Origin of the sequence: Streptomyces sp. SID3343, from assembly GCF_009865215.1 — a bacterium.
Classification (GTDB): domain Bacteria; phylum Actinomycetota; class Actinomycetes; order Streptomycetales; family Streptomycetaceae; genus Embleya.
Map to the genome: position 1 here is coordinate 1 of NZ_WWJX01000993.1, position 23,099 is coordinate 23,099.

Sequence of the window (23,099 nt, forward strand, 5' to 3'; positions counted from 1 at the left end):
CAGAGCCGGCGCGAGACCGACGACTGCCGTGGACGCGTCCGAGTGGCCGGCCGCCATTGCCGCGTCCGCGCACGCGAGGGCGACGGCTGCTCCTGCGGCGAACGGCCGCACCAGGTAGCGGCCGGGCGTCGGCGTGCCCGCCTTGGTCAGCCGCACCCGGGGCAACTCCGGCGCCACCGCGGCAGCCACACCGCAACCGAGCGCCGCGACGGCCCACACGACGATCGAGGCGCTCGCGTGAGCCGTCGACCACGCGACCGCGAGGACGACGTGGAACGCGCCTACCGCGGGCAGCCACGCCCGTACCCGCCACCCACAGGCCAACGCGGCCCCCGCGCCCAAGTGCCACACCAGTGCCGCCCACAGCGGCAGGTCCAGCGCCGGCGGCCCGACCACGAGCAGCCCCTCGACGCCGATCACGCCCACCGTGATCGCGAGCGCCCGACCGGGCCGCCCCCGCGTGAGCGCCACCCCGAGCAGCGCGACCATCACCCACAGCGGCACCAGCACGAGCGGCGCGAAACCGAAGTCCCAGTCACCGTCCCCGGCCACGACCGCGCCCCGGACGCCGGCGGTGACCGCGGCGAGTGTCCAGGCGTGCTTGACCCACGACAGCGGGCCGAGCCCCGCGACCGCGACCGACCAGAGCGCCCAGAAAGCCGGCGCCACCGTGAGCGGCGCGAGCACCGTGATCGGGCCACTCCGGAACGGACGCGGCACCGCGAACAGCAAGCCGAGCCCGACCGCGACCAGGACCAGCAGCCACACGCCGGCCCACGCGATCGGGGCGTGCGCATCGCCACCGTCGGGCCGCGCGGCGAGCAACAGCCCCAGGGCCGCCAACGATCCGGCCATCGCGCTGCCGGAGGCGATGTGCCGCACGACGGCGCTGCCGCGCAGTACGTACGCGATTCCTCCCGCCAACGCGGCCAGGCCCAGCATCGTGGCTGCCGACGGACCGCTGCCGCCGTCGGCGGCGAGGTCGTTCACCAGGGTCAGGGCGACGGCCGCGAGCCAATGGCACAGCACCCCGATCTCGGCGACGATCCGCAGACCACGCGGCGCCTTGGCGTGTGTCCAGCGCAGCAACCCGACGTCCACGGCTGCCTGGAGCGCGAGCCCGATCGCGAGCGGAAGCAGCGAGGAATTGCGCACCCCGAACCACGCGACGAACAGCGGAAGCGGCCCCTGCAACAGCAGCGCGGCCGAGATCCGCAGCGCGCGCAGCGGCGCGAGCATCGAACCGAGCGCCGCCGCGGCACCGACCGCGGCCAACGTGCCGGCGGTGACCACGAGCGCGCTGCCACCGCGCAGACCGCCGAGGTCGGCGGCCCACGCCGCATAGCCGTCGAGCAGGCCCATCGCCACCGTCAACGCGGCCATCGCCTCCGCCGTCGCGGGCAATTCGCGGCGCTCGGCGAGGGCGGTACCGGACGCGGCGACGACGAGAGCGAACGCCATCACGAGCGCCCGACCGGCCGTGCCGGTCTGTCGCCACGTCACCGCGACGAACACGATCGCGGCCACGATCATCAGCAGCACACCCGCGCCCAGCACAATCCGCGCCACCCGGCGGCGCCCGACCTCGGCCGAAGCCCGATCGCGGGAAACCGGAGGCCGCGCCGGGGTCGGCTCGGCCGGCGCGCCCCGGCGCGGCAGCTGTACCGGAGCCGTTGCCGCGACGTTCGCCGCCACCCGCACCGGGGGCTGAGACGGCGGATACGGCGGAGAGGGCGCCGGGGCAGGCGACGAATCGGCCCTGCCCACCGCGTACTTCGCCTCCTGGCGCATGCTGTGCAGGAGACCTTGCCGCTGCCGCAGCAACTGGGCCACCGACAGGCTCATCACCCACAACTGGTCGGCGGCCGGACCGACCAGCCTGATCGAGCAGTCGTGACAACGCTCCGTCCGAGGTACTCGCAGTCGCGTCGAGCAGCTCGGACACCTGCTCCGATCGTCGAGCAGCCGTTCGTCCAACATCGCCGTCATCTCCCCCGATGCGTCTGGTGGTGCAGCTCATCGTGGGCGCCGACGCCGGCGGGGGCATCCGTACGGGTACTCAGGTTCGTACGGGTATCGCGGCCCCGCGCACCGGATTCGGAGGAGGAGTCGCCGGTGACGTGCCGCCCGGGGCGGGGCTTTCGCAGGCTGCTACCGGAAGAGACACACGAACGGTGTCGTAGGCTCCGGTAGCCGCCCGGAAACGGTGGCCGCGACCAAGAGCAGACACCAGAGCACACACACAGAGCACGCACGCAGAGCAGACCCGAAGAGCACACACGCAGAGCAGACGCGAAGAGCAGACCCGAAGAGCAGACGCGAAGAGCGGACCCGAACGAGCAGGAGCAGCGATGAGTACCGGATCCCGACCCCGCGTGGTCCTCGGCGTCGCCGGCGGCATCGCCGCGTACAAGGCGTGTGAACTGCTGCGCAGGTTGACCGAGTCGGGGCACGAGGTACGGGTCGTGCCGACCGAGTCCGCGCTGCACTTCGTCGGCGCCGCCACGTGGTCCGCCCTGTCCGGGCAGCCGGTCGCGACCGGGGTGTGGGACGCGGTGCACGAGGTGCCGCACGTACGTATCGGACAGCACGCCGACATCGTCGTGGTCGCCCCCGCGACCGCCGACCTGCTCGCCAAGGCCGCGCACGGGCTCGCCGACGACCTGCTCACCAACACGCTGCTCACCGCGCGCTGTCCGGTCGTGTTCGCGCCCGCGATGCACACCGAGATGTGGGAGCACCCCGCGACCCAGGAGAACGTCGCCACGCTGCGCCGCCGCGGCGCGATCGTGATCGAGCCGGCCGTGGGGCGCCTGACCGGCAAGGACACCGGCAAGGGCAGGCTGCCCGACCCCGAGCAGATCTTCCAGGCGGTTCGCCGCACCCTTGCCCGCGGTGTGACCGCGCCCGACCTGGTGGGCCGACACGTCGTCGTCTCGGCGGGCGGCACGCGCGAACCGCTCGACCCGGTTCGGTTCCTGGGCAACCGCTCCTCCGGCAAGCAGGGGTACGCGCTGGCCCGCACCGCGATCGCGCGCGGCGCCCGGGTGACCTTGATCGCGGCCAACACGGGACTGCCCGACCCGGCCGGCGCCGACGTCGTGCGCGTGGGCACCGCGCTCGATCTGCGCGAAGCCGTACTCGAGGCCGCGGCGGACGCGGACTGCGTGGTGATGGCCGCGGCTGTCGCCGACTTTCGTCCCGCGCTGCGCGTCGACGGCAAGATCAAGAAGACCGATGCCGAGCCGGAACCGATCGCATTGGTCAAAAATCCGGACATCCTCGCCGAGTTGTCGCACGACCGCGTGCGGGCCGGTCAGGTAGTGGTCGGTTTCGCGGCGGAAACCGACGACGTACTCGCGAACGGGCGCGCCAAGCTCGCGCGCAAGGGCTGCGACCTGCTCGTGGTCAACCGGGTGGGCGACGAACTGACCTTCGGCACCGACGTCAACGAGGCCGTCGTACTGGGCTCGGAGGGCACCGAGACGCCCGTGCCGCACGGCCCGAAGGAGGACCTGGCGGACATCGTCTGGGACCTCGTGGTGCCCCGTTTCGCCTAGTGTGCGCTCGTCTCGTTTCAGCCCGCCGCAGCAGATTCACACAAAGTGACCAACGCCACGCCGTCCATGTCGTGGGACACCCCGCCCGAAGCCGGGGGTCGGGGGGATAAACTCGGCCTTGAACTCGGCTTACCGGCCTGTCCAGACCTGTCGCGACAGAAACCGGGCCAGCCTGCCAGCCAGCAGCCGCTGCAACCCCAGGGAGCGATGTGTCCCGCCGTCTGTTCACCTCCGAGTCCGTGACCGAAGGTCACCCGGACAAGATCGCCGACCAGATCAGCGATTCCATCCTGGACGCGCTTCTCAAGGAAGACCCCAAGAGTCGGGTCGCCGTCGAAACGCTGATCACCACCGGTCAGGTGCACGTGGCCGGTGAGGTCACGACCCAGGGCTACGCCGACATCCCCACGATCGTGCGCGAGCGCGTCCTGGAGATCGGCTACGACAGCTCGAAGAAGGGCTTCGACGGCGCCTCGTGCGGCGTTTCGATCTCCATCGGCGCGCAGTCGGCCGACATCGCCCAGGGCGTCGACACCGCATACGAGAACCGCGTCGAAGGCGACGAGGACGAGTTGGACCGCCAGGGTGCGGGCGACCAGGGCCTCATGTTCGGCTACGCGTGCGACGACACCCCCGAACTGATGCCGTTGCCGATCACCCTCGCGCACCGGCTGGCCCATCGCCTGGCCGAGGTCCGCAAGAACGGGACCATCCCGTACCTGCGCCCGGACGGCAAGACCCAGGTCACCATCGAGTACGACGGCGACCGCCCGATCCGCCTCGACACGGTCGTCGTCTCGTCGCAGCACGCGGCCGACATCGACCTGGATTCGCTGCTCGCCCCGGACATCCGCGAATACGTGGTCGAGCCCGAAATCGCCGGTCTCGACATCGACACCGAGGGCTACCGCCTGTTGGTCAACCCGACCGGTCGCTTCGAGATCGGTGGCCCGATGGGCGACGCCGGTCTGACCGGCCGCAAGATCATCATCGACACGTACGGCGGCATGGCCCGTCACGGCGGCGGCGCGTTCTCGGGCAAGGATCCGTCGAAGGTGGACCGCTCGGCCGCGTACGCGATGCGTTGGGTGGCCAAGAACATCGTGGCCGCCGGACTCGCCCGCCGCTGCGAGGTACAGGTCGCATACGCGATCGGCAAGGCCGCGCCGGTGGGTCTGTTCATCGAGACGTTCGGTACCGAGACCGTGCCGGTGGAGACCATCCAGACCGCCGTGGGCACCGTGTTCGACCTGCGCCCGGCCGCGATCATCCGCGACCTGGACCTGCTGCGGCCGATCTACGCGCAGACCGCGGCATACGGCCACTTCGGCCGTGACCTGCCGGACTTCACGTGGGAGCGGACCGACCGCGTGGACGCGCTCAAGGCGGCCGTGGGCGGCTGACCCGGGCTCGGTTCGCCTCGGTTCGCCTCGGCTTCACGTCACCTCACCTCGGCTCGGTTCGTTCCTGCCGAGGTAGGGCGGCTTCGCTTTCGCGGTGCCGTTCGTGTGCCGTTCGCGTGCCGGTTGTCTCTTGCGCTGTGGCCTCACCCTCTCGGGGGTGGGGCCACAGCGCGTTTTCGCTGCCGTTCCTGTCGTTTCGCCGCTCGTGTGGGCGGCTTCGGTCTTTCGACGGGCGGATCGCCGACATGGGCCGCGGTGGCCTGTCGGCAGCCTTTCGACCGGCCGGTTCAGGCTGCTTGGGCGGCCAGGCGCAGTCGGTTGACCAGGTGCGCGCGGTCCATGCCCGCGGACATCGCGGGGTGGGCGTGCAGCGCTTCGACGGCATCACGGGCCTCGGCCCACAGCCGGGCGTGCTCCTCGTCGGTCAGTTGCCCCGCGCGTCGGGCGATGGCCTCGTAGGCGGCGTCGCGGGCGCGTTGCAGTTCGATCAGGTCCGTGGGAATCGGCTCTTCGGACATACCCGGAAGCTTACGAGAGGTCGTGTAAACACAGGGTTAGCTGCGGGGTGTGCGAGGTGAACCTCAGCCGGCGTCGGCGTGTGCGCGATGGATATTTCCGGTTTTGGGGTGGCCCCTGGGCTTGGCCCGGGCCCGTCGGGCGGTTCGGATCGGCAGGGTGGGCGCGTGTCGTCGCAGGGCTGGGGCTTCCGGTTCTTCGGTGGGGTTCCGTACTCCCTCGTCCCGTACTCTCTCGTCACTCCCTCGTCGGGCTTCGCTCCGTGGTCGGGCTTCGCTTGTGGTGCTCAGGCTTCGGCTTCTCGGGCGGATCGGGGCTTATCGGGCTCGCGGGTCTCCGTCGCGGCTTGCGGGCGCAGGTCCAAGCGTCGAAGGAGTTGGGCGTTGAGGGCCACCACGACGGTCGACAGGCTCATCAGGATCGCGCCGACCTCCATCGGCAGGACCACGCCGGCCCACGCCAGGACGCCCGCCGCGAGGGGTACGGTGACCAGGTTGTAGCCGGCCGCCCAGGCGAGGTTCTGGCGCATCTTGCGGTATCCGGCCGTGGACAGCCGACGTACGCCCAGGACGGCGCGCGGGTCGTCGGAGGCCAGTACGACGCCGGCGGACTGGACGGCGACGTCGGTACCCGCCCCGATCGCGATGCCCACGTCGGCGCGGGCCAACGCCGGGGCGTCGTTGACGCCGTCGCCGACCATCGCCACCCGCTGACCGCGGGCCTGGAGTTCGGCGACCTTGGCGTCCTTGTCCCGGGGGAGGACCTCGGCGAACACCTCGTCCACGCCGAGGTCGCGAGCCACCCGATCGGCGACCTGGTGTGCGTCGCCCGTGAGCATGCCGACCCGCACACCCACCGCGTGCAACCGGTCGACGGCCTCCCGGGATTCGGGCCGGATGTCGTCCTCCAAGGCGAGCGCGCCGGCGATGTCGTCGTCGGTGACGACGTACAGCACGGCGGCGCCGCGCTCGGCCCAGGCGGTGGTGGTCGCGGCCAAGGCGGCGGGGACCTCGGGTTCGCGCGTTTCATGCGTTTCGTGCGTTCCGTGGGCTGGGTCTGTGCGAACGGTTGGATCGGCCTTGTTGGTTGGTTGTGCTTGCTGTGCCTCGCGCATTTCGCGAAGGAGTGCCGGGCCGCCCACGCGGACGCGGACGCCGTCCACGTCGGCTTCGACACCGCGGCCGGTCATCGAGTGGAAGTCGGTCGCGACGGCCGGCGTGCCGCGTTCCTCGGCCGCGCGCACGATGGCCTTGGCGAGCGGGTGTTCGCTGTCGCGCTCGGCCGCGCCGGCGAGCAGGAGGATTCGGGTCTCGTCGTCCCGGCCCTCGACGGCGGCCAGGCCCGTCACCGCCGGAGCACCGCGGGTGAGGGTGCCGGTCTTGTCGAACAGGACGACGTCCACGGCGCGCATGCGCTCCAACGCCACGCGGTCCTTGATCAGGATGCCTTGGCGGGCGGACAGTTCGGTCGAGATCGCGATCACCAGCGGAATGGCCAGGCCGAGCGCGTGAGGGCACGCGATCACGAGCACGGTGACCGTACGTTCGATGGCCGAGGCGCCCTCGCCGAGCAAAGACCAGACGAGCAGGGTCAGTACGGCCGCGCCGGCGGCGTAGTAGAAGAGCAGGGCCGCGGCGCGGTCGGCCAACGCCTGGGCCCGGCTGCGGGACTGCTGCGCCTCGGCGACCAGGCGGCGGATGCCGGCGATCTGGGTGCCCTCGCCGATCGCGGTGACGGTGACTCGGACCGCGTCGTCGGCCGCGACGGTACCCGCGACCACGGAGTCGCCGACGGTGCGGCGGACCGGGCGGGACTCGCCGGTGATCATCGACTCGTCGAACTCGGCGGTGCCGTCGGCGATGCGCCCGTCGGCCGGGACGCGGGCGCCGGAGCGGACCAGCACGGTGTCGCCCGTGCGCAGGTCGGCGACCGGGACGCGGTCGAACTCGCCGTCGGGGCCGATCCGTTCGGCCTCGTCGGGCAGCAGCGCGGCCAAGGCGTCGAGGGCACCGGAGGCCGCGCCGAGTGCGCGCATCTCCAGCCAGTGACCGAGCAGCATGATGTCGACGAGGAGGACGAGCTCCCACCAGAAGTCGAGCTCGTGCGAGGCGAGTTCCAGAGTCGAGGCCCAGGACGCGCCGAAGGCGACGGTGATCGCCATCGCGATCAGCGTCATCATGCCGGGGCGGCGGGCGGCGAGTTCGCCTCGGGCGCCGGTCAGGAAGGGCAGGCCGCCGTACGCGAAGACGACGGTGCCGAGGATCGGCGGGATCAGGGTCGAGCCGGGGAACGAGGGCTCGTCGTAGCCGAGGAGATCTCCGAGCATCGGGCTGAGGACGAGTACGGGGATGGAGAGGAGGAGGCTGAGGAGGAATTTGCTGCGGAACATGTCGGCGTGGTTGCTGTGACCGGCATGGTCGGGGTGCCTCGGGTGATCTGCAAGGCCCTCGCGGCCCGGGTGGCTCTCGTGGTCTGTGTTGGGTGGGTTGCCTGGGTGGCCTGTGTGGTCTGCTTGATTCGTGTGGGTCGTTTCGCTTGTGTGGGTCGTTCGGTCGTGGGCCTCGTGATCGTCTCGGGCGTCGCGGGCCGGGGGTTGCGTGTGGTCCACGTGCGGTGACGGTCCGTCGTGGCTGGTGTGGCCGGGCTCCATGCCGATCCCTTCTCGCGTTTCGTCGATCCCGCGTCTATACCACCCTGGGGTATGTCTAATCGTCGGGTGGCTCGTGTTCATTCCTCGGGGATTCCCGCAGAAGCGTCCGCTTCTCGTGCAGTCGGCGGTATAACGCTGGGACCAGCCCCTCTCCCTCGGGAGGCTCGAATGGTGCGGCAGCCACGGTCTCGAAGCGTCGACTGGTTGTGGTGGGCGACCTCGTCGGGAGAACTGCGACCCTTTCTGGATCACCCCGACCACGACCAACAGGAGGTGGCCCGGGAGAAGTCGGCCGTCGCGGTACAGCTCGCGCGGCTCGGCGATCCGCTCATGGATTGCCTGACCGAGATCGCCCCGAACGTCCTGGCCGACGCGGTGTGGCGCCTGCCCAACCCGACGCGGACGGACACGCTGCGCGCGTTACGGGTGCCACCCGCGCGCCGGCCCACGGCCACGATCGCCATGCACGCGCTGAATCGGCTGCGTCGGCAGACGCCGTCCGTGCGGGGCTACACCGCGCAGGTCGTCACGTTGCCGGTGTTACGGGTCCTGCTGCCGACGACGCTGGACACGGATTCGGACGAGCTCGACGGCGAAATCCTGGAAAGTCTCAAGACCACGACGTTGACTCCGGATCTGGTGCGGCTCACCGCGCTCGCCGACTGGGGATTCAGTTGCCAGGCCGCCGCGTTGCTGCGGCTCGCGCTCACCGAGGCCGACCTCGCGCTGCCCGCGTGGCCCGCCGACGTGATCGCCGACATCGCGGCCGCTTGCCGCCGCTTCGAGGACTTCTGTCGGGACAGGATGTGCGGCGTGACCGATCCACCATCGCCCCTGCGTACGTTCGACGAGGCGCTCGGCCACGCCCGGGCCGCTGCGGATTCGGTGGCGGCCGCAGTGGCGGCCGGACGGGTACCGGAGGAGGCCGACCTCGCGATACTGGCCCGCGTGGGCCCCGCGGCGGCGGAAGCCCGGGGGGCGGTGGCGACGTTGACCGGTACCGACGTGGACACGCTGCCGGAGGACCGGCCCGGCCTGGCGGACGCGATCACCGCGCACGAGGCGGCCGTGCACGCGCGCGAGCTCGCCGCCCTCGCCCGTATACGCGGCCTCGCGGGCCCCGCCACGCAGACCTCCGCATTGGCCGAACTGCGCCGGTTGGCCGAGGAGTTGACCGACCACGACGAGAGGTGGGACGCGGCCGAGCGCCGTTGCGTGGTGGCCCTCGTCGACCTGGCGACGCTGATCGACACGATCGCGGCCGACCGGGACGACGGCGTCGACGAACTGGCCGAGAACGTGCGGCCGTACCTGCCGGATCCGACGGTGGTCAACGCGGCGTTGCGGGGGCGGTTGGCGTGGGGGAAGGCGCTGCGGTCGGAGGGCGGCGGGATCGAGGTCGAGGTCGGGGCTGCGGGTGCGGGTGCCGGTGGCCCCCACGAGGCTGCCGAGACCTCGGGGGGCGGTAGTGCCTCCCCCGGTGCCGATGTCGCGGCGGACGGTGGGCTGGGCGCGGGTGCTTACGGCGGGGACCCGTCGGTCGCGGAGGGGGCAGCGCAGGCCAACGGTGATGGCGCCGAGGACGGTTTGGCGACCGGGTCGGGGGACGCGGCCGACGGAAGGGCCGGCGTGGCGGGAAGCGGGGCCGGATCGGGGGTTTCCGGTTCCGGTTCCGGGGGTTCCGGCTCCGGGAGTTCCGGCCTGGGGACTGTTTCGGTGGGTGTCTCCGGGGCGGTCGACGGGGCCGACGCGGGAGCTGATTCGGGGGGTGTCGCGGCGGGGGTTGTCGCGCCGGATACGTCTGGGGCCGCTTCGGGGGCTGCTTCGTCCGAGGGGCGTGCGTCGCTGTCGTCGGACGGGGAGCCGGCCGAGAGCGGACAGGTCGGCGCGGGCGGCGTGGGCGGCGTCGGTGGAGAGGCCGGAGAGGCCAGCGCGGGTGGAGAGGGCAGCGAGGACGCCGATGCCGTCGCGGCGACTGCTGCCGCTGCCGCCGACGCGCTCGGTGCGCTGATCGGGCGAGGGGACTACGCGGCGGCGTATCCGCTGACGGTTGCCGAGCCGGGTCGGGCCGCGGCGCTGCGGGCTCTTGCGTACGCGACCAGCGCCCGTTCCGACACGGGTGCGTTGGCGATGTCGCTGCGCGATGAACTCGATGGGATGGCGATGCGGGAGCCCTCGCACGACCGGGCCACCCAGTTGCTCATCGTGGCCGCCGCGGCGCGGGCGGCGGTGTTGTGTGGGCACAGCACGTACGGCTTGCTGCAGGAGGCCGCCTCCGGGCTCGGTGACCTGCCCGCCGTCGCGGCCCTCGCCAAGCGCGTCGCGGCCGGCTCCGCACAGGGCCTGTTGGGCGGTACCCGCAATCTGGGCGCCATGCAGGCCCTGGCAGAGGCGGAGGCGAGCGCCCAGGCGTGTGCGGACGCGGCCGCCGAGGCCCTGCTCCACCCGCGCAACCTGCGGTTCCCGCGCGCGACCTCGATCGCGCAGCTGTGGTGGCGGCCCGATGACGGTCTGCTGGGTCGGCTGTTGCGGCAGGCCGCCGACAACGATCGGCGCGTTCTGGACGAGGTCGCCGAGGCCCAGCGCAGGCTCACCAAGCACCACGAGTTGGAGAACCGGCTCGCCGCGGTCGACGAGGAGTTCCGGCACGGCAAGGGCCATCGGCTGGAGGGCCCGGCTCGGCGCCGTCTGCTGGAGTACGCACGCGAGTCCGTGGAGACCGTCGGCCATTGGGTCGACGCGACCCGCAAGGTCGCCGAGACCGAGGCGGACGCCGAGGCGTGGATCGCCGGCCCGCTGACCGACCTGCGGCATGCCCTTCTCGCGGACCGAGTCGACGCGGAACGGGAACTGGCACGGGTCGTCGCACGCACCGGCGACCCGATCACCGCAGGCGCCGCGAAGGCCGCCGCCGACAGCCTGACGGCGACCCTGAACCTGCTCGACGGCTTTCCGCTCACCGGCCCGGAACCGGCGCCGGAGACGGTGTTGGCGGCGGCTCCGACGGACTCGATCGCGCCGGTCGACCGGGTGGTGTCGGCAGACGCGGCGACCGCGGGAGGCTCGGCGGCCTCGGGGAGCCCGGTAATCGCGGGAGCTTCGGAGGTCTCGGAGACCTCGGGGAGCCATGAGGACACGGGAGCCACGGAAGTCACGGGAGCCACGGGCGTCGTCGAAGGGGATCCGGAGTCGACGGCCGGGGGCGGTGGCGAGGGCGGGGCCCTGGGCGGAGGCAGGGGGATCGGCTGATCGGGCCGCGGTCTACGGCACCTCTTCCTCCGGGATGACGTGCATCGCCGCTTCCTCGGCGCCGGCTCCGCCGCCGTCGATGCCGACGTCGTAGGCGACCGCCTCCGACTCGGTGTCCTCGTGGACGCCCTCGTCCTCGGCGACCAGGCGGCCCGCGCGCGGGTCCGGGCCGCCTTCCCACTCGTCCGAGACGACGTCGTCCTGGTCCTGTACGTCCGGTTCTTCCTCGGAGAGGAGCTGGTCGAGCGATTCTCCGCGCCGCTCCTCCTCCGGTGTATTGCCGAATCGCTCGCCCACCGACCAGCGATCGGGCGGCACGATGCCCGTGTCGAGCGGGTCGTACGACAGATCGTCCGTCGTCAGCGTGTCCTCGGGCCCCAGTACGCCGTCGTCGCCCGGGCTGTCGGGGGATTCGTCCGTCTGGTCCGGGGTGTCGTCGTCGGTCATCGCCGTGCCGCCTTCCGTCGTGCGTGGTCTCCGAGGTCCGGGGCGCTGCCCGGTACCCCGCGACCCGAATGACCTTGCCCAGCACCGGCGAGTTCATTCGGCCTGTCGACAACGGCCCCCACCTGGCAGCATGTTCGAATGCCCGACAACCGTGGCCGACTGCTTGCCACCCTGAGCTGTGTACTGCTCGCCGTTGCGGGCTGTGGTTCGAGCGGAGACGCCGACAAGCCCCTCGGCGAGGCCGCCGCCGAGCGGGGCGCCGTCGAGCCGACCACGCCTGCCGAAATAGGTCCGGAGCCGGTCCACAGGGTCGACTGCGCCGGCAGAATCCAAGCGGTTGCGGCTCCTACCGACACCTACACCGTCGTCCTCGGCGACGTCGCGTTCGAGACGAGCCGGAAGCTGCAGGCGACCGACGGCGGAGGGACGGACGCGCCCCATCCGTGGTTCGCCAAGACCGGCTTGCTCGTCCGCGACGGCGCGGCTGTCGACATCCTGGTCGAGGGCAAGGACGCCGACCATGCGGCGGTGGGCTGGGGCAACGGTGCTTCGGGCGGTGCGCAGTCCGTGCGCGTCCCCGGCTGCGCCGGCGACGGGGCGGAGACGCCCTGGACGGTGTTCCCGGGAGGGTACTGGGTCGACCAGCCCCGGTGCGTGACGGTGACGGTTCGCGTGCGCGGGGAGCAGACGCGGGTTCGGGTTCCGGTGGGGGCGGATTGCTGACCCGACTGCCCATCGGGTGTCGGGTTCCGGGTGTCGAGGGTCGGATGGCAGCGTTTCGCGGATCGGGTTGCGGTGAGCAACTCCGCGCCGTGCGAGGCGAGTTCGCGTGCCGCCGGGTTCGGTTCCCGTCGGCGGGGCGGGCCGATGTGACGCGGTGGTCCGCGGGGACGGCAGGGGTGGTGGCGAACTGCCCGGCGGCCCGTTCGTAGGTGCCCCGGATCGGCGTCTTCGGGGCCGTCTTCGGGGGCCGGAGCGGTCGACGGACACGACCGCTGCCGGCGATCCGTTCGGGAGGTGATCTCGGCTTCGCCGAGCGGTACGGAGGCCGACCGTCGAAGAGGTGCTTGAGAGCGGCGGCGACCTTGCTTCGCGCGTCCGCCGCAGTGGGCGAACGGAAACGGTGAAGCACGCGTAACCACGCTCGCGATCGAAGACGGGGGAGGTCGTCTCCCCGGATGTACCCGGATGCACACGAATGGCTCCCTCCGATGCGCGCGTTCGGGTGGTCGCCGCGCGATTCGTGCACGCAGGCCGAGCATTCACTTGGGGGATTTAGTGAGTTTTGACCGATATCGGATCGTGGTGCGGCGGGGAGCCGGCCGTCCCCGTACGTCCTGAAAACCTCCGCGGCGTCGTGCGTCATCGATCCGCCGACCAGGCAGGGAGCGCGCGCCGCAAGGGCGGGAAGCAGTCGGCCGGTCGTCCGGGGGGTGTATGCGACTCAGTGCCTCTCCTGCTTGAGGCTGATATTTCCTGATGGATTTGGACGTTCTTTGATCGCTGACGCAGGGTTGGGTTCAGGGGGCCACGGGAGGTAGACCCGGCTCTTGGGCCGGGGAAGGAGCAGACGGGATGCACGAAGCGCAGACACGTGAGACGAACCGGCACGACTGGCAGACGTTGCACACCGGAACGCGCGAGGCGGCGGCGCGGGGATTGCGCCAGGACCTGGTCCGCGCGGGAGTGCCCGACAGCGAGTTGGGGCGGCGGGTGACCGAGGCCTGGGCGGGGTCCGTGGTGCGGGCGCCGGGGTCGGTACAGGAATTTCGGGTGGTTCGGGTCGAGGTGGACGCGGAGGCGGGCTCGGCCGCCGGTTCGGGCTCGGTAGCAACGAGTGCGGCCTCCACCGCGACTGCGAAGCTGTCCCGTCCCGACCCCGAACAGGCGCTGAGCTGCCGCTGACCCCGGCCGGGCGGGTACGGCCCGGATGGCCTGCCGCACCCGCACGGGTGCCCGGTGCCGGTCGGTCGAGCGGGCGAGTGCCTCGTGACTCGGCTTTTTCGAGCGGTTGGTCGGCTGCGGGATCTTCCGTTGACCCGTCGCCCCGTGCTCTGCTGTGCGCCATGGTCGACGAACCCACATACCCCACGGTTCCACACCGGCATTACGGCGTTCCCGCTCACGAGGCGGAAGCCCGCAGCCGTGCCTTCCACGACGTCATGTCCCGCCGCCGCACGATCCGCGAATTCTCCTCGCGTCCCATCCCCGACAATGTCGTGGACTGGGCCGTCCGTACCGCCGCCACCGCGCCCAGCGGCGCCAATGTCCAGCCCTGGCGCTTCGTCGTGATCACCGACCCCGAGCGCAAGCGGCACCTGCGCGAGGCCGCCGAGGCCGAGGAACGCGAGTTCTACGAACACCGCGCATCGCCGGAGTGGCTCGCCGCGCTCGCACCGATCGGTACCGACTGGCGCAAGCCGTTCCTGGAGGACGCGCCGGTCGTCATCGTGGTGTTCGAGGTACACAAGGGCCCCGAATCGCCGCGCCCCTACTACACGAAGGAATCGGTCGGCATCGCCGTCGGACTCCTGCTCGCCACGCTGCACCAGGCGGGGCTCGCGACGTTGACCCACACGCCGAGCCCGATGCGATTCCTCAACGAGGTCTGCGACCGCCCGGCCGAGGAACGCCCGGCGTACGTGATCCCGGTCGGGTATCCCGCCGAGGACGCGCGCGTGCCGGACATCCACCGCAAGGAGTTGGACCACGTGGTGGTGCGTCTCTGAGCGCGGCGCGCCGCACCTGACAGTGGTGCGGCGTCGGGGTGTCGGCGCGCCGCGCCCCGACCGATCGACGGTGGTGGGCTCCGCCGGCGGGGACCTCGCGATCCCGCTGCGCCGGAGCCCGCCCCTCTGCGATCCTGAACCGGCACGTCCGGGTCCGGATCAGCCGCGTGTACACGGGGGCCGTCATGAGTGTCGTCGCCGGAAAGATCATCGACGAGTCGATCGTCGTCGCCGCGGATTCCCAGGTGACCTGGGGCCAGGCGAAAACCGAGGGCACCAAGCTCTACAAGATCAACGAGAACCTGATATTCGGTGGGGCGGGGATGCTCCGCGACATCAACCTCATGCGCCTGTTCCTGGACACCCACACTCCGGCGTCCTCCGACGAGCGCGACATACTGGAGTTCTACGCCGAGTTCGTCGAGTGGGGCAAGCGCAAACTGTCCAGCTTCGAGCCGAAGTCGGAGTTCCTGTTCGCGTTCGACGGCAAGCTCTTCGAGACGAGCAACGACTTCGACGTCTTCTACTACGACTACGGCGCCATCGGTTCGGGGTGGGAATACGCCCGCGCTGCCCTCCACTTGGGCCACACCCCGTCCCAGGCGGTCGGTGTCGCATGCGACCTGACCATCTTCTGCATGCCGCCGGTGACGGAGTACCGAATCCCACGCCACCGAACGGATTCACCCCCGACGGACATGTAACGCACGGGAGCCGCCGATGCGGAGACCGATCCCTCCTGTCCCGCCGGGCTGGACAGCGGCGGGAGCGGCGTGTTCGAGGAGGCGGCGGCGCGGGGGAGTGTGCCCCGAACGGCCCCTGGACCGTCAGGGTTTGGACGCGATGGGCGAGGCGACGTCACCCAGGGGCGGCAGTTGCGCCACGATCGGATGGTCCCGTCCGATCGGACCGAGTTTCCAGGCGCCGCCAGCAGTGCCGAGGTCGGAGAAGAACTCGGCGTTCACGGTGTTGAAGTGACGCTGTTCCTGCGGGGTGTCGTCTTCGAAGAAGATCGCTTCGACGGGGCACACCGGTTCGCAGGCGCCGCAGTCGGTGCACTCGTCCGGGTGGATGTAGAGCATGCGCTCGCCCTCGTGGATGCAGTCGACGGGGCACTCCTCGATGCATGCCTTGTCCTTGACGTCCACACAGGGCGAAGCGATCACAAACGTCATCGAACTGCCGTCCTCTCCGGGGTAATCGTGCTTGTCGTTCGCACGCGGCCGACCGTAGGGCCTCAAGTAATGTCGAGGTCAACAGGAGGCTGTGCATGACGAGTTACCGTTCCGGTGAGGTTCGAGCAGGCCCGGACGACTGGCTGAGCATCGGCGAGGTGAGCTCTCGGACCGGGGCGGCCGTCTCCGCTCTGCGGTTCTACGAAGAGTTCGGCCTGATCGCGTCCGAACGCGACGAGCGCAACCAACGCCGATACCCGCGGCACATGCTTCGCCGCATCGCGTTGATCTCGGTGGCGAAACGCATCGGCATCCCGTTGCTCGACCTGCGCGAGGCGTTCGCCGACGTGCCGCTCGACCGTCCGCCCAGTCACCAAGAATGGCAGCGGGCCTCGCGCGGCTGGAGGCGCCGGTTGGAGGAGCGTCGGCAGACCATCGAGCGCCTGGAGGCCGAGCTCACCGGGTGTATCGGCTGCGGATGTCTCTCGATGAAGGCATGCGCTCTGTTGAACCCCGGTGACACGCTTGCCGGTGACGGTGTCGGGCCCCGACGACTGTGAGAGACGAACTGTCGCGGCAGAGGGTTCGGCGACGGGTGGACGACGCGAGGCGCCCTCGTGCCGCGTCGGTGCGTGTGGTCCGGACGCGGCGAAGATCAGTCCCGGGACGGCTCTCGGTGCGGTGTGCATTCCACCCAGCGGCCGTTGTCAGCTGCCGACGTGCGGATCGCGTCCAAGGTGATCTGGCCCGCCACGCCGTCCGCGAACGTCGCGACGGGGACGGTCGCCGGCGCCGGGTCGCCCTTGATCAATGCGGCGAAGGCGGTGGCGAGTTTGGTGTACGGGGCGCGGTCGATGCCCATCGAGTGCAGCAGGTCGTACGCCGTGTGCATGAGGTCGGACGGTGGCGCGATCGGGGCCGGGTTGGCCAGCTCGGCGGGGGCCTCCACCCTGCGGTCGCCCGTCGCGTCGGCGAGCCATACGTCGTCGAACTCGACCCACGCGGTGCCCCGAGTGCCGGCCACCCGGGTGGTCATCAGAGGCGGGCCGTAGACCCCGGCCGAGCTTTGCAGCGAACCCTCGACGCCGGTCACCGTGCGGAAGCGGATGTTGAAGGTGTCCTCCGCGCTCTGCCCGGGACGATCCGCGACCAGGGGCAGGCCCGCGCTGACTCCCGCGAACTCGCCCAGTGTGTAGCGGATTTGGTCGATCCAGTGGGTCGCGTGCGCGCCGAGCCAACCGCCGCCGTCCTCGGCCCGCCCCCACCATGCGGGTACCTGCGCCGCCGGGCCGGTGAGGACCGGGATATGCAACAGCCAGGTGGCCAGCCGTGGTTCGCCGACCGCACCGTCCGCGATCAGGCGCGCGAGCAGTGCCTGTGAGGTCTGCCAGCGGAACTCGGTGCCGAGAAGGTGTACGACGCCGGCCTCGTCCGCCGCCGAGAGCATCGTCCGGGCCTGCTCCGCGTTCGCCGCGAACGGCTTCTCGCACACCACGTGCTTGCCCGCCGCGACGGCGGCGAGCACTGTCTCGGCGTGTGTGTGCGGCGGCGTGGCCACGGTCACCGCGTCCACGCCGTCGAGCGCGAGCGCGTCCGCCAGGTCGGTGAACGCGTGCGGTACGCCGAAGCGCGCGGCCCGCTCGGCGGTTCGGGCGGCGTCGCGGCCGACGAGCGCGCGTACCTCGAAGCCCGCGTCCCGGAAGGCCGGCAGATGGGTGATGCACCCGAATCCGGTACCGACGATCACCACACCAAGCTTGTCGTTCGCCATGACGATCGTGCTCCTCGCGCCGGGGCCCAAATGCCGGCTCACGGTAAGGCAGGCTGACCAACTCCGCCATCGCGCCCGGGTGTGACGTACGCGTCAGCCGGCCGGATCCGAGTGTTCCCGTGGTCCGACAACCCGCATCGGCCGAGTTTCTCGCTCGTCGCGCACGGTGGTACGACGGCCGCCGCCTCGACCGCCGTACCACCGCGCCGCCGCCTACCGGCACCGGCAAGCCGCGCAGCGGTGAGTTGCGCACGTGGCCCGCCGGATAGGATCACCGCCGTACCGAACTCCGCGAGGAAGGCGATCATGGCGGAGACCCCGGCCAGACCCAGCTCCCTGATCAACACGGTCTACGGCGCGTTCGTGCGTGGACTCGGCGGCTGGATCTCGATCGCCGACCTGATCGTGCTGATGGCCGAACTCGGCGTGGACGCGCCGGCCGTGCGCTCGGCCATGTCCCGCCTGAAGAAGCGCGGCACACTCGTCCAGGAGCGGCGCGAGGGGACCGGCTATCGGCTCAGCCCCGCGATGGAGTCGATCTTCGACGAGGGCGACCGGCGGATCTTCGGCCACCTGGAACCGGCCCGACTCGAGGACGGGTGGGTCATGGCGATCTTCTCGGTGCCCGAGTCGGAGCGCGCGCACCGCCACCAACTGCGCTCGCGGCTGACGTGGTTGGGCTTCGGCAACGTGTCGCCGGGGGTGTGGATCGCACCGGCTCGGCTTCTGGAGGACGCGCGGAGCACCCTGATCCGGGTCGAACTCGCGGACTACGTCCACCTGTTCACCGGCGACGCGGCCTTCGCCGAGCCCGACAAGCTGCGGGCCGCGGTCGGCACGTGGTGGGACTTCGACGCGATCGAGGAACAGTACGCGTTGTTCACCGACCGGTACGGGCCGATCGCCGCCCGGTTCGCCGCCCGCCCGATGCTCGACCGGGCCGAGGCGTTCCGGACGTACGTCCCGATGCTGACCCAGTGGCGCCGGTTGCCCTATCTCGACCCCGGTCTGCCGCCCGAACTGCTGCCCGCCGACTGGAACGCGGTCGAGGCTCGCAAGGTCTTCCTCACCCTGCACGGCCTCCTCGCCGAACCGAGCCTGCGCCACGTCGGCGAGACCGCGAGGACGGCCGAAAAACCCGCCTGAGCGACACGACGCCCGAGCAAAGACGACGCCCGAGCAGGCACGACGCCCGAGACCGTCGGGTCAGGTCGCGCGCGCCCGCCGCGACCGCGCCGAGACGATCTCGAAGTCGAGGGGGAGTTCCTTCCGGTCGCCCGGCCCCTCGATTTCGAGATCGCCTCGTTCCCGGTCGCGCCCTACGGCTTCGCCTGCTGTTGGGTGATCCAGCGGAAGACGTCCGGGACCATGTTGCGCCAGACGTCCGTGCCGTGCCCGCCGCCGCCGATCTCGGCGAGGGTGACGGCCGTGGGGGCCTTGGCGATCGCGTGCAGGGCCTGCGCGTCGCCGTAGCCGTCGCCCTTTTCGCCGGCCATGTACAGCGCCACATTCGGGGGCTGCGGGGCCTTCTTGAGGATGTTCAACGGGTTCGCGGACTCACGCAGGGCCGGGTCCTTCGCGGTGACCGAGTCGCTCTCGCCCTTGGGGTCGTTGTAGCCGGACAGGCTCACCCCCTGGCCGTAGCGGTCCGGGTGCAGCAGTGCCATCCGGGTGGCGCAGTGCGCGCCCGCCGAATAGCCCGCGATCGCCCAGTGCTTCGCGTCGGTCTCGGCGCGGAAGTTGTCGATCACCATGCGCCGCACGTCGGCGGAGATCCAGGTGTCGGCGTTGGCCTTGCCCGGTACGTCCGCACACCCGGTGTCCTCGTTGCCCGCGAGCAGCTTCGTGCGCGGTGAGACCAGGATGAACGGCGCGACCTCGCCCTTGGTCATCATCTCCTTGAGCTGCGAGTTCACGTGCAGCGTCCCGAACCAAGCCTTGGCCGAACCCGGGTAGCCCGGGAGCATCTCGACGACCGGGAACTTCTTGTCCTTGTAGGCAGGGTCCTTGTACTGCGGCGGCAGCCACACGTAGACCTCGGCCTCGATACCCGACTGCTTGCCCTTGAGCTCGGTGACCTGCACCCCGTCCCCGAGCTTGCCGTCGGCGCCCTTGAACTCGGTGAGCTGCTTCTCCTCGGGCTTCGGCGGCGGCGGGATGGCCGCCGGGTCGCGAGCCTCGACCACGTGGCCGCTTCCGGTACCGAGGAAGTCGTCCCATGTGTCGTACAGGCTGTTCGAGTTGTTGACGATCACGAAGACCATCATGATCGCGGTCGCCTGGCACAGGACCAGCATGAACAGGCGGCCGACGACCTTGACCGCCTGGTGCCCGGGGATGCGGTTCCACGCCGCCAAAGCCAGGGCCAACGACGCGATCGCGAGCACGATGGTCGTTATGTAGAAGGGTGTACCGGTCAGACTCAAGGGACTTCCAGGATGGTTCGGCGCCGAGCGGGGGCGAGGGGGGTCAGTCGGCGGTCGGCGGCGAAAGGTGCTTGCCGAGCCAGCCGAGCAGGTCGGGGATCATCCGCTTGAAGTGCGAGGTCAGGTGCCTGCCGCCGGGCTGTTCGTAGTACTCGATCCGCACCGGCGGCGCGGCCTTGGCGACGAACGCCTTGACGAGCTTGACCTCGTGGGGATCGCCGCCGCCGGCGGTGGCGAGTACGTCGATGCCGGCCTTGCCCGCACCGATCATCGTGTCGGGGCTGTTCGCGAGTCGGTCGGCCTCGTAGTTCTTCCACAGCGACGAGTCGGGGTTGAAGTAGCCGTCGATCGGCACGGCCGCCTTGAACTGCTCGGGGTGCTGCAGCGCGAGCTTGATGCTGCAGAAGGCGCCGGTCGAGGCGCCCATCAGGCCCCAGCCGTCGGGGCCGCGCAGCGTGCGGAAGTTGGCCTTGACCAGATCGGGGATGTCCTGTGACATCCACGTGCCCATCTTCGGCTGCCCCGGGATGTCACTGCAGTCGAGGGTGCGCCGCTCGTCCTTCTCCAGGTTCTGTACCGGCATCACCATGATGAACGGGTGGGTCCGGCCGGCCTTGGACTCCTGCGCGGCGATCTCCTGGATGGGCAACTGGTTGTCGGTCCACGTGTTGTAGCCGTTGCTCTGGCCGCCCGCGTACAGGGTGAGCACCGGGAAGCCGGACTTCGCGTACGCCGGGTCGTTGTACTCCGGCGGCAGCCAGACCCACACCTTGCCGGTCACGCCCGACTTGGGCCCGGTGTACGACGTCATCAGGATCGGCCCGCCCGGGGTGGTGCGAGCGGTCGAGAAGGCGGTCGGGGGGCCCGAGGGCATGACCGCCTTGGTGGGCGGCTTCGGCTTGGGGGCCTCGGGCGCCGGCTCGGGGCCCTTGTCGCCCTTGGTCGGCGCGTCGGTCGCGGCCGAGGAGCGCTCGGCGGACGTGCCGGCCGACGACGAGCCGCACGCGGTGGCCGTCGCCGCGAGCAGTACGGCCCCGATCAGGGCCGTCGTGCGATGACGAGTCGCGGAAGGGAGTTTCAAGAGGAGCGCTCCGGCAGGCACAAGAGGTGGCAAGACAAGGACGAAGTGAAGGCTGTGGCAGGGGGTGGCCGCGGCGACGGACCAATACCGACCCTAACCGGACATCGAGACGGTCATTCGACGGCTCTGTAACAGCCATCCATCGATCGGGGGAACGAAAACGCCGAATTCGTGATTTTACCGTGACCGAATCACCCCTCCGGCCCCGTGGTCCGTGACATTCCGGTGCGCCCGGGGTACCCGGTCGCGATGTCCGCCGTGAATACAGTTTGAGATGTTTCATTCTTATATACGGCTCTTCGGAAGACTTCGTGATTATTGTCATGATCATTCGGCTTGCCGTGGTGTTTCTGCTGCTTCGCCGGTCCCGGCCGCCCTGGCCCACTCCTGCTCACCCCTGCCCGCCTCGCCCGCCCCGCCCGCCCCTGCCGTTCCCGCAGACAGGAGCCGCGCTTGTCGCCCCCCGTGTTCGTTCCGCGCGCCGCGACCACGCCACCGTCGGCCCGCCACGGTCTGCGCGCGACGCTGGTCGTCGCCGTCGTGATGATGCTGCTGATCCTGATTCCGTACCTGCTCAACCGCTCGCTCGTGGGCGCCGCACCCGTACGGGTCGGCGAGATCGTCACGCTCGGCTCGTTCCGGTACGCGCCGGCGGTCGGCTGGCAGATCGATCGCGGTCAGTCCCAGCCCGACCGGGTGAGTGTCCTGGTCAAGGGCGCGACCACCTACCGGGTCATCCCCCTGGGCCGGCAGTCCTCGGCGCTCGGGGCGTTGAAGAGCGCCGCACGGCGCTACGAGGCGACCGGGCGCGGACGGGTCGGCGACGACCCCGCGCCGGTGGCCACCGCGCGCGGCCTCGCCGGCCTGGTCGCGCCGATCGGCGGCCACACCGTCGACGGCACGCTCACCGTGCTCGTGAGCGGCGGCCAGGGCCTGGGCATCACGCTCACCGCCCGGCACACCGCCCCACCGACGGGCGCGATCGCCGACGACGTGGCCGCCATGATCGACTCCGTGGAGGTGATCGGATCGTGAGCGTGGCCCCGTTGACCGACCGCAGAGGCCGCCGCGACGCGGGCAGCTTCGTGCAGCCGACCCACGCGGCGTTCTGGTTGTATCCGCTCGTGGTCCTGATCGGCGCCGCGAGTGTCGTGCCCAACCTGATCCGGCTGTCCTCGGCCGCGCCGTCCGGTGCGCTCGCGATGAGCGTGGTGATGCACACCGCGTGGCTGGTCCCGGCGCTCGCGATGATCACCCACCTGGACTTGTTCGAGCGCGAGCCGCTGTCGTTCTGCGTCGCGGCGTTCGGGTGGGGCGCCGTGGTCGCGACCGGCTTCGCGATCGTGGCCAACGACAACCTGCTCACCTACATGTCCAAGCTGGATCCCGTCTTCTCGACCGACTGGGGCGCGTCGATCTCGGCGCCCACCGTCGAGGAGACACTCAAACTGCTCGGCGTCGTGGTGCTGATCCTGATCAACCGCAGGGTCTTCGAGAGCGTGCTCGACGGATTCGTCTTCGGCGCCCTCGTCGGGTTGGGATTCCAGGTCGTCGAGAACGTCATGTACGCGCTGCACGCCGCGATCCAGTCCGGCGAGACGTGGTCGGGCGGCATCGTCGCGAGTTTCTTCCTGCGCGCGATCGTCAACGGCCTGTGGAGCCACGCGGCGTTCACCGCGATGACCGGCGCGGGCGTGGCGTACGTGCTCGTCGGCCATCGGCCGCTTCCGATGCGAGTCGCGGTGGCGGCCCTGCTGTACGGGATCGCGTGGTCGCTGCACTTCGTGAACAACTCGCCGATCCTGGAGATCGTCCTGGGCCGCACCGACTGGTACCTGACGATCGTGCAGATCGTGCTCAACGGCCTGGTCGTGCTCGCGGTCGCGAGCGTGGTGTATCGGCTGGCCGCGCAGCAGGAGTACCGCTGGTTCGCGCGCGCGGTCGGCGACGAGCCGGAGCTTTTGCCGCTGCGGGAGTTGGCCGCGCTCGCGTCCAACAGGAAGCGCAAGGAGGCGGTCGACGCGGCCCGCCGCGAGCACGGCCGACGGGCGGCGCGGGCGCAAAGCCGGTTGCAACGCGCGCAGTTGGGCTA

The 23,099-nt window shown here is 70.8% G+C and carries 19 protein-coding genes; 11 read left to right on the forward strand and 8 right to left on the reverse strand.

Annotation, left to right across the window (positions count from 1 at the left end; translation table 11 throughout):
- Positions 1–1,980 (reverse strand): DUF2157 domain-containing protein (locus GT354_RS31115; RefSeq protein ID WP_161359715.1); only part of this gene is annotated, 1,980 nt, incomplete at its 3' end.
- A 371-nt stretch (positions 1,981–2,351) separates the two neighbouring features.
- Between GT354_RS31115 and coaBC the strand changes: the two genes are divergently transcribed.
- Together coaBC and metK are read left to right on the forward strand one after the other, a co-directional pair.
- Entirely contained in the window at positions 2,352–3,560 is a 1,209-nt protein-coding gene (gene coaBC / locus GT354_RS31120) for a bifunctional phosphopantothenoylcysteine decarboxylase/phosphopantothenate--cysteine ligase CoaBC (RefSeq protein ID WP_161359716.1), read from the forward strand.
- Positions 3,561–3,769: 209 nt separating this feature from the next.
- The gene (gene metK, locus GT354_RS31125) at positions 3,770–4,963 is read left to right on the forward strand and encodes a methionine adenosyltransferase (RefSeq protein WP_161359717.1); all 1,194 of its coding nucleotides are present in this window, start codon (positions 3,770–3,772) and stop codon (positions 4,961–4,963) included.
- Positions 4,964–5,250: 287 nt separating this feature from the next.
- On the opposite strand, the gene GT354_RS31130 is transcribed toward metK, so the two are convergent.
- On the reverse strand, positions 5,251–5,481 hold the full coding sequence (locus GT354_RS31130) for a hypothetical protein (protein WP_161359718.1): 231 nt from the start codon (positions 5,479–5,481) through the stop codon (positions 5,251–5,253).
- A 284-nt stretch (positions 5,482–5,765) separates the two neighbouring features.
- Positions 5,766–7,868 (reverse strand): heavy metal translocating P-type ATPase, encoded by a 2,103-nt coding sequence (locus GT354_RS31135; protein ID WP_202512513.1) that lies wholly within the window; start codon positions 7,866–7,868, stop codon positions 5,766–5,768.
- A 429-nt stretch (positions 7,869–8,297) separates the two neighbouring features.
- Here GT354_RS31135 and GT354_RS31140 point away from each other — a divergent pair, with 429 nt between their 5' ends.
- Entirely contained in the window at positions 8,298–11,378 is a 3,081-nt protein-coding gene (locus tag GT354_RS31140; protein WP_161359720.1) for a hypothetical protein, read from the forward strand.
- A 12-nt stretch (positions 11,379–11,390) separates the two neighbouring features.
- Here the strand turns inward: GT354_RS31140 and GT354_RS31145 are convergent, their stop codons facing one another.
- Positions 11,391–11,825 (reverse strand): DUF5709 domain-containing protein, encoded by a 435-nt coding sequence (locus tag GT354_RS31145; RefSeq protein ID WP_161359721.1) that lies wholly within the window; start codon positions 11,823–11,825, stop codon positions 11,391–11,393.
- Between the two features lie 138 nt (positions 11,826–11,963).
- Here GT354_RS31145 and GT354_RS31150 point away from each other — a divergent pair, with 138 nt between their 5' ends.
- From GT354_RS31150 to GT354_RS31165, 4 genes are all read left to right on the forward strand, one after another.
- Positions 11,964–12,548 carry a hypothetical protein gene (locus GT354_RS31150; RefSeq protein ID WP_161359722.1) on the forward strand — a complete coding sequence of 195 codons (585 nt, stop codon included), beginning with the start codon at positions 11,964–11,966 and terminating at the stop codon, positions 12,546–12,548.
- Between the two features lie 852 nt (positions 12,549–13,400).
- Positions 13,401–13,730, forward strand: a complete 330-nt coding sequence (locus GT354_RS31155) for a hypothetical protein (RefSeq protein WP_161359723.1) — start codon at positions 13,401–13,403, stop codon at positions 13,728–13,730.
- Positions 13,731–13,891: 161 nt separating this feature from the next.
- Complete coding sequence (locus GT354_RS31160; protein WP_161359724.1) at positions 13,892–14,554, forward strand: nitroreductase family protein; 663 nt, start codon at positions 13,892–13,894, stop codon at positions 14,552–14,554.
- 185 nt (positions 14,555–14,739) lie between these two features.
- Positions 14,740–15,258 carry a hypothetical protein gene (locus GT354_RS31165; protein WP_161359725.1) on the forward strand — a complete coding sequence of 173 codons (519 nt, stop codon included), beginning with the start codon at positions 14,740–14,742 and terminating at the stop codon, positions 15,256–15,258.
- Between the two features lie 123 nt (positions 15,259–15,381).
- Here the strand turns inward: GT354_RS31165 and fdxA are convergent, their stop codons facing one another.
- Positions 15,382–15,729 carry a ferredoxin gene (fdxA, locus tag GT354_RS31170; RefSeq protein WP_161359726.1) on the reverse strand — a complete coding sequence of 116 codons (348 nt, stop codon included), beginning with the start codon at positions 15,727–15,729 and terminating at the stop codon, positions 15,382–15,384.
- Positions 15,730–15,824: 95 nt separating this feature from the next.
- Between fdxA and soxR the strand changes: the two genes are divergently transcribed.
- Positions 15,825–16,289, forward strand: coding sequence for a redox-sensitive transcriptional activator SoxR (gene soxR, locus GT354_RS31175; RefSeq protein WP_161359727.1), 465 nt, complete (start codon positions 15,825–15,827; stop codon positions 16,287–16,289).
- Positions 16,290–16,384: 95 nt separating this feature from the next.
- Here soxR and GT354_RS31180 read toward each other — a convergent pair whose 3' ends face one another.
- Complete coding sequence (locus GT354_RS31180; protein ID WP_161359728.1) at positions 16,385–17,500, reverse strand: Gfo/Idh/MocA family oxidoreductase; 1,116 nt, start codon at positions 17,498–17,500, stop codon at positions 16,385–16,387.
- A gap of 306 nt (positions 17,501–17,806) precedes the next feature.
- Between GT354_RS31180 and GT354_RS31185 the strand changes: the two genes are divergently transcribed.
- Positions 17,807–18,646, forward strand: coding sequence for a PaaX family transcriptional regulator C-terminal domain-containing protein (locus GT354_RS31185; RefSeq protein WP_161359729.1), 840 nt, complete (start codon positions 17,807–17,809; stop codon positions 18,644–18,646).
- A 173-nt stretch (positions 18,647–18,819) separates the two neighbouring features.
- On the opposite strand, the gene GT354_RS31190 is transcribed toward GT354_RS31185, so the two are convergent.
- Together GT354_RS31190 and GT354_RS31195 are read right to left on the reverse strand one after the other, a co-directional pair.
- Positions 18,820–19,926, reverse strand: a complete 1,107-nt coding sequence (locus tag GT354_RS31190; protein ID WP_202512514.1) for an alpha/beta hydrolase-fold protein — start codon at positions 19,924–19,926, stop codon at positions 18,820–18,822.
- A gap of 43 nt (positions 19,927–19,969) precedes the next feature.
- Positions 19,970–21,007, reverse strand: coding sequence for an alpha/beta hydrolase (locus GT354_RS31195; protein WP_237535646.1), 1,038 nt, complete (start codon positions 21,005–21,007; stop codon positions 19,970–19,972).
- 453 nt (positions 21,008–21,460) lie between these two features.
- On the opposite strand from GT354_RS31195, the gene GT354_RS31200 reads away from it, so the two are divergent.
- Positions 21,461–22,042 carry a hypothetical protein gene (locus GT354_RS31200; RefSeq protein ID WP_161359730.1) on the forward strand — a complete coding sequence of 194 codons (582 nt, stop codon included), beginning with the start codon at positions 21,461–21,463 and terminating at the stop codon, positions 22,040–22,042.
- Positions 22,039–23,099: PrsW family intramembrane metalloprotease (locus GT354_RS31205; protein WP_161359731.1), on the forward strand; the 1,061-nt coding region annotated here is incomplete at its 3' end. The genes GT354_RS31200 and GT354_RS31205, both read left to right, overlap by 4 nt.

What these genes read in the sequence shown, in the direction of transcription:
- fdxA (WP_161359726.1), bottom strand. Translation starts at nt 15,729, where the DNA reads ATGACGTTTGTGATCGCTTCGCCCTGTGTGGACGTCAAGGACAAGGCA.
- GT354_RS31140 (WP_161359720.1), top strand. Translation starts at nt 8,298, where the DNA reads ATGGTGCGGCAGCCACGGTCTCGAAGCGTCGACTGGTTGTGGTGGGCG.
- GT354_RS31150 (WP_161359722.1), top strand. Translation starts at nt 11,964, where the DNA reads ATGCCCGACAACCGTGGCCGACTGCTTGCCACCCTGAGCTGTGTACTG.
- GT354_RS31160 (WP_161359724.1), top strand. Translation starts at nt 13,892, where the DNA reads ATGGTCGACGAACCCACATACCCCACGGTTCCACACCGGCATTACGGC.
- GT354_RS31135 (WP_202512513.1), bottom strand. Translation starts at nt 7,868, where the DNA reads ATGTTCCGCAGCAAATTCCTCCTCAGCCTCCTCCTCTCCATCCCCGTA.
- GT354_RS31180 (WP_161359728.1), bottom strand. Translation starts at nt 17,500, where the DNA reads ATGGCGAACGACAAGCTTGGTGTGGTGATCGTCGGTACCGGATTCGGG.
- GT354_RS31155 (WP_161359723.1), top strand. Translation starts at nt 13,401, where the DNA reads ATGCACGAAGCGCAGACACGTGAGACGAACCGGCACGACTGGCAGACG.
- GT354_RS31185 (WP_161359729.1), top strand. Translation starts at nt 17,807, where the DNA reads ATGGCGGAGACCCCGGCCAGACCCAGCTCCCTGATCAACACGGTCTAC.
- GT354_RS31165 (WP_161359725.1), top strand. Translation starts at nt 14,740, where the DNA reads ATGAGTGTCGTCGCCGGAAAGATCATCGACGAGTCGATCGTCGTCGCC.
- GT354_RS31130 (WP_161359718.1), bottom strand. Translation starts at nt 5,481, where the DNA reads ATGTCCGAAGAGCCGATTCCCACGGACCTGATCGAACTGCAACGCGCC.
- soxR (WP_161359727.1), top strand. Translation starts at nt 15,825, where the DNA reads ATGACGAGTTACCGTTCCGGTGAGGTTCGAGCAGGCCCGGACGACTGG.
- GT354_RS31145 (WP_161359721.1), bottom strand. Translation starts at nt 11,825, where the DNA reads ATGACCGACGACGACACCCCGGACCAGACGGACGAATCCCCCGACAGC.
- coaBC (WP_161359716.1), top strand. Translation starts at nt 2,352, where the DNA reads ATGAGTACCGGATCCCGACCCCGCGTGGTCCTCGGCGTCGCCGGCGGC.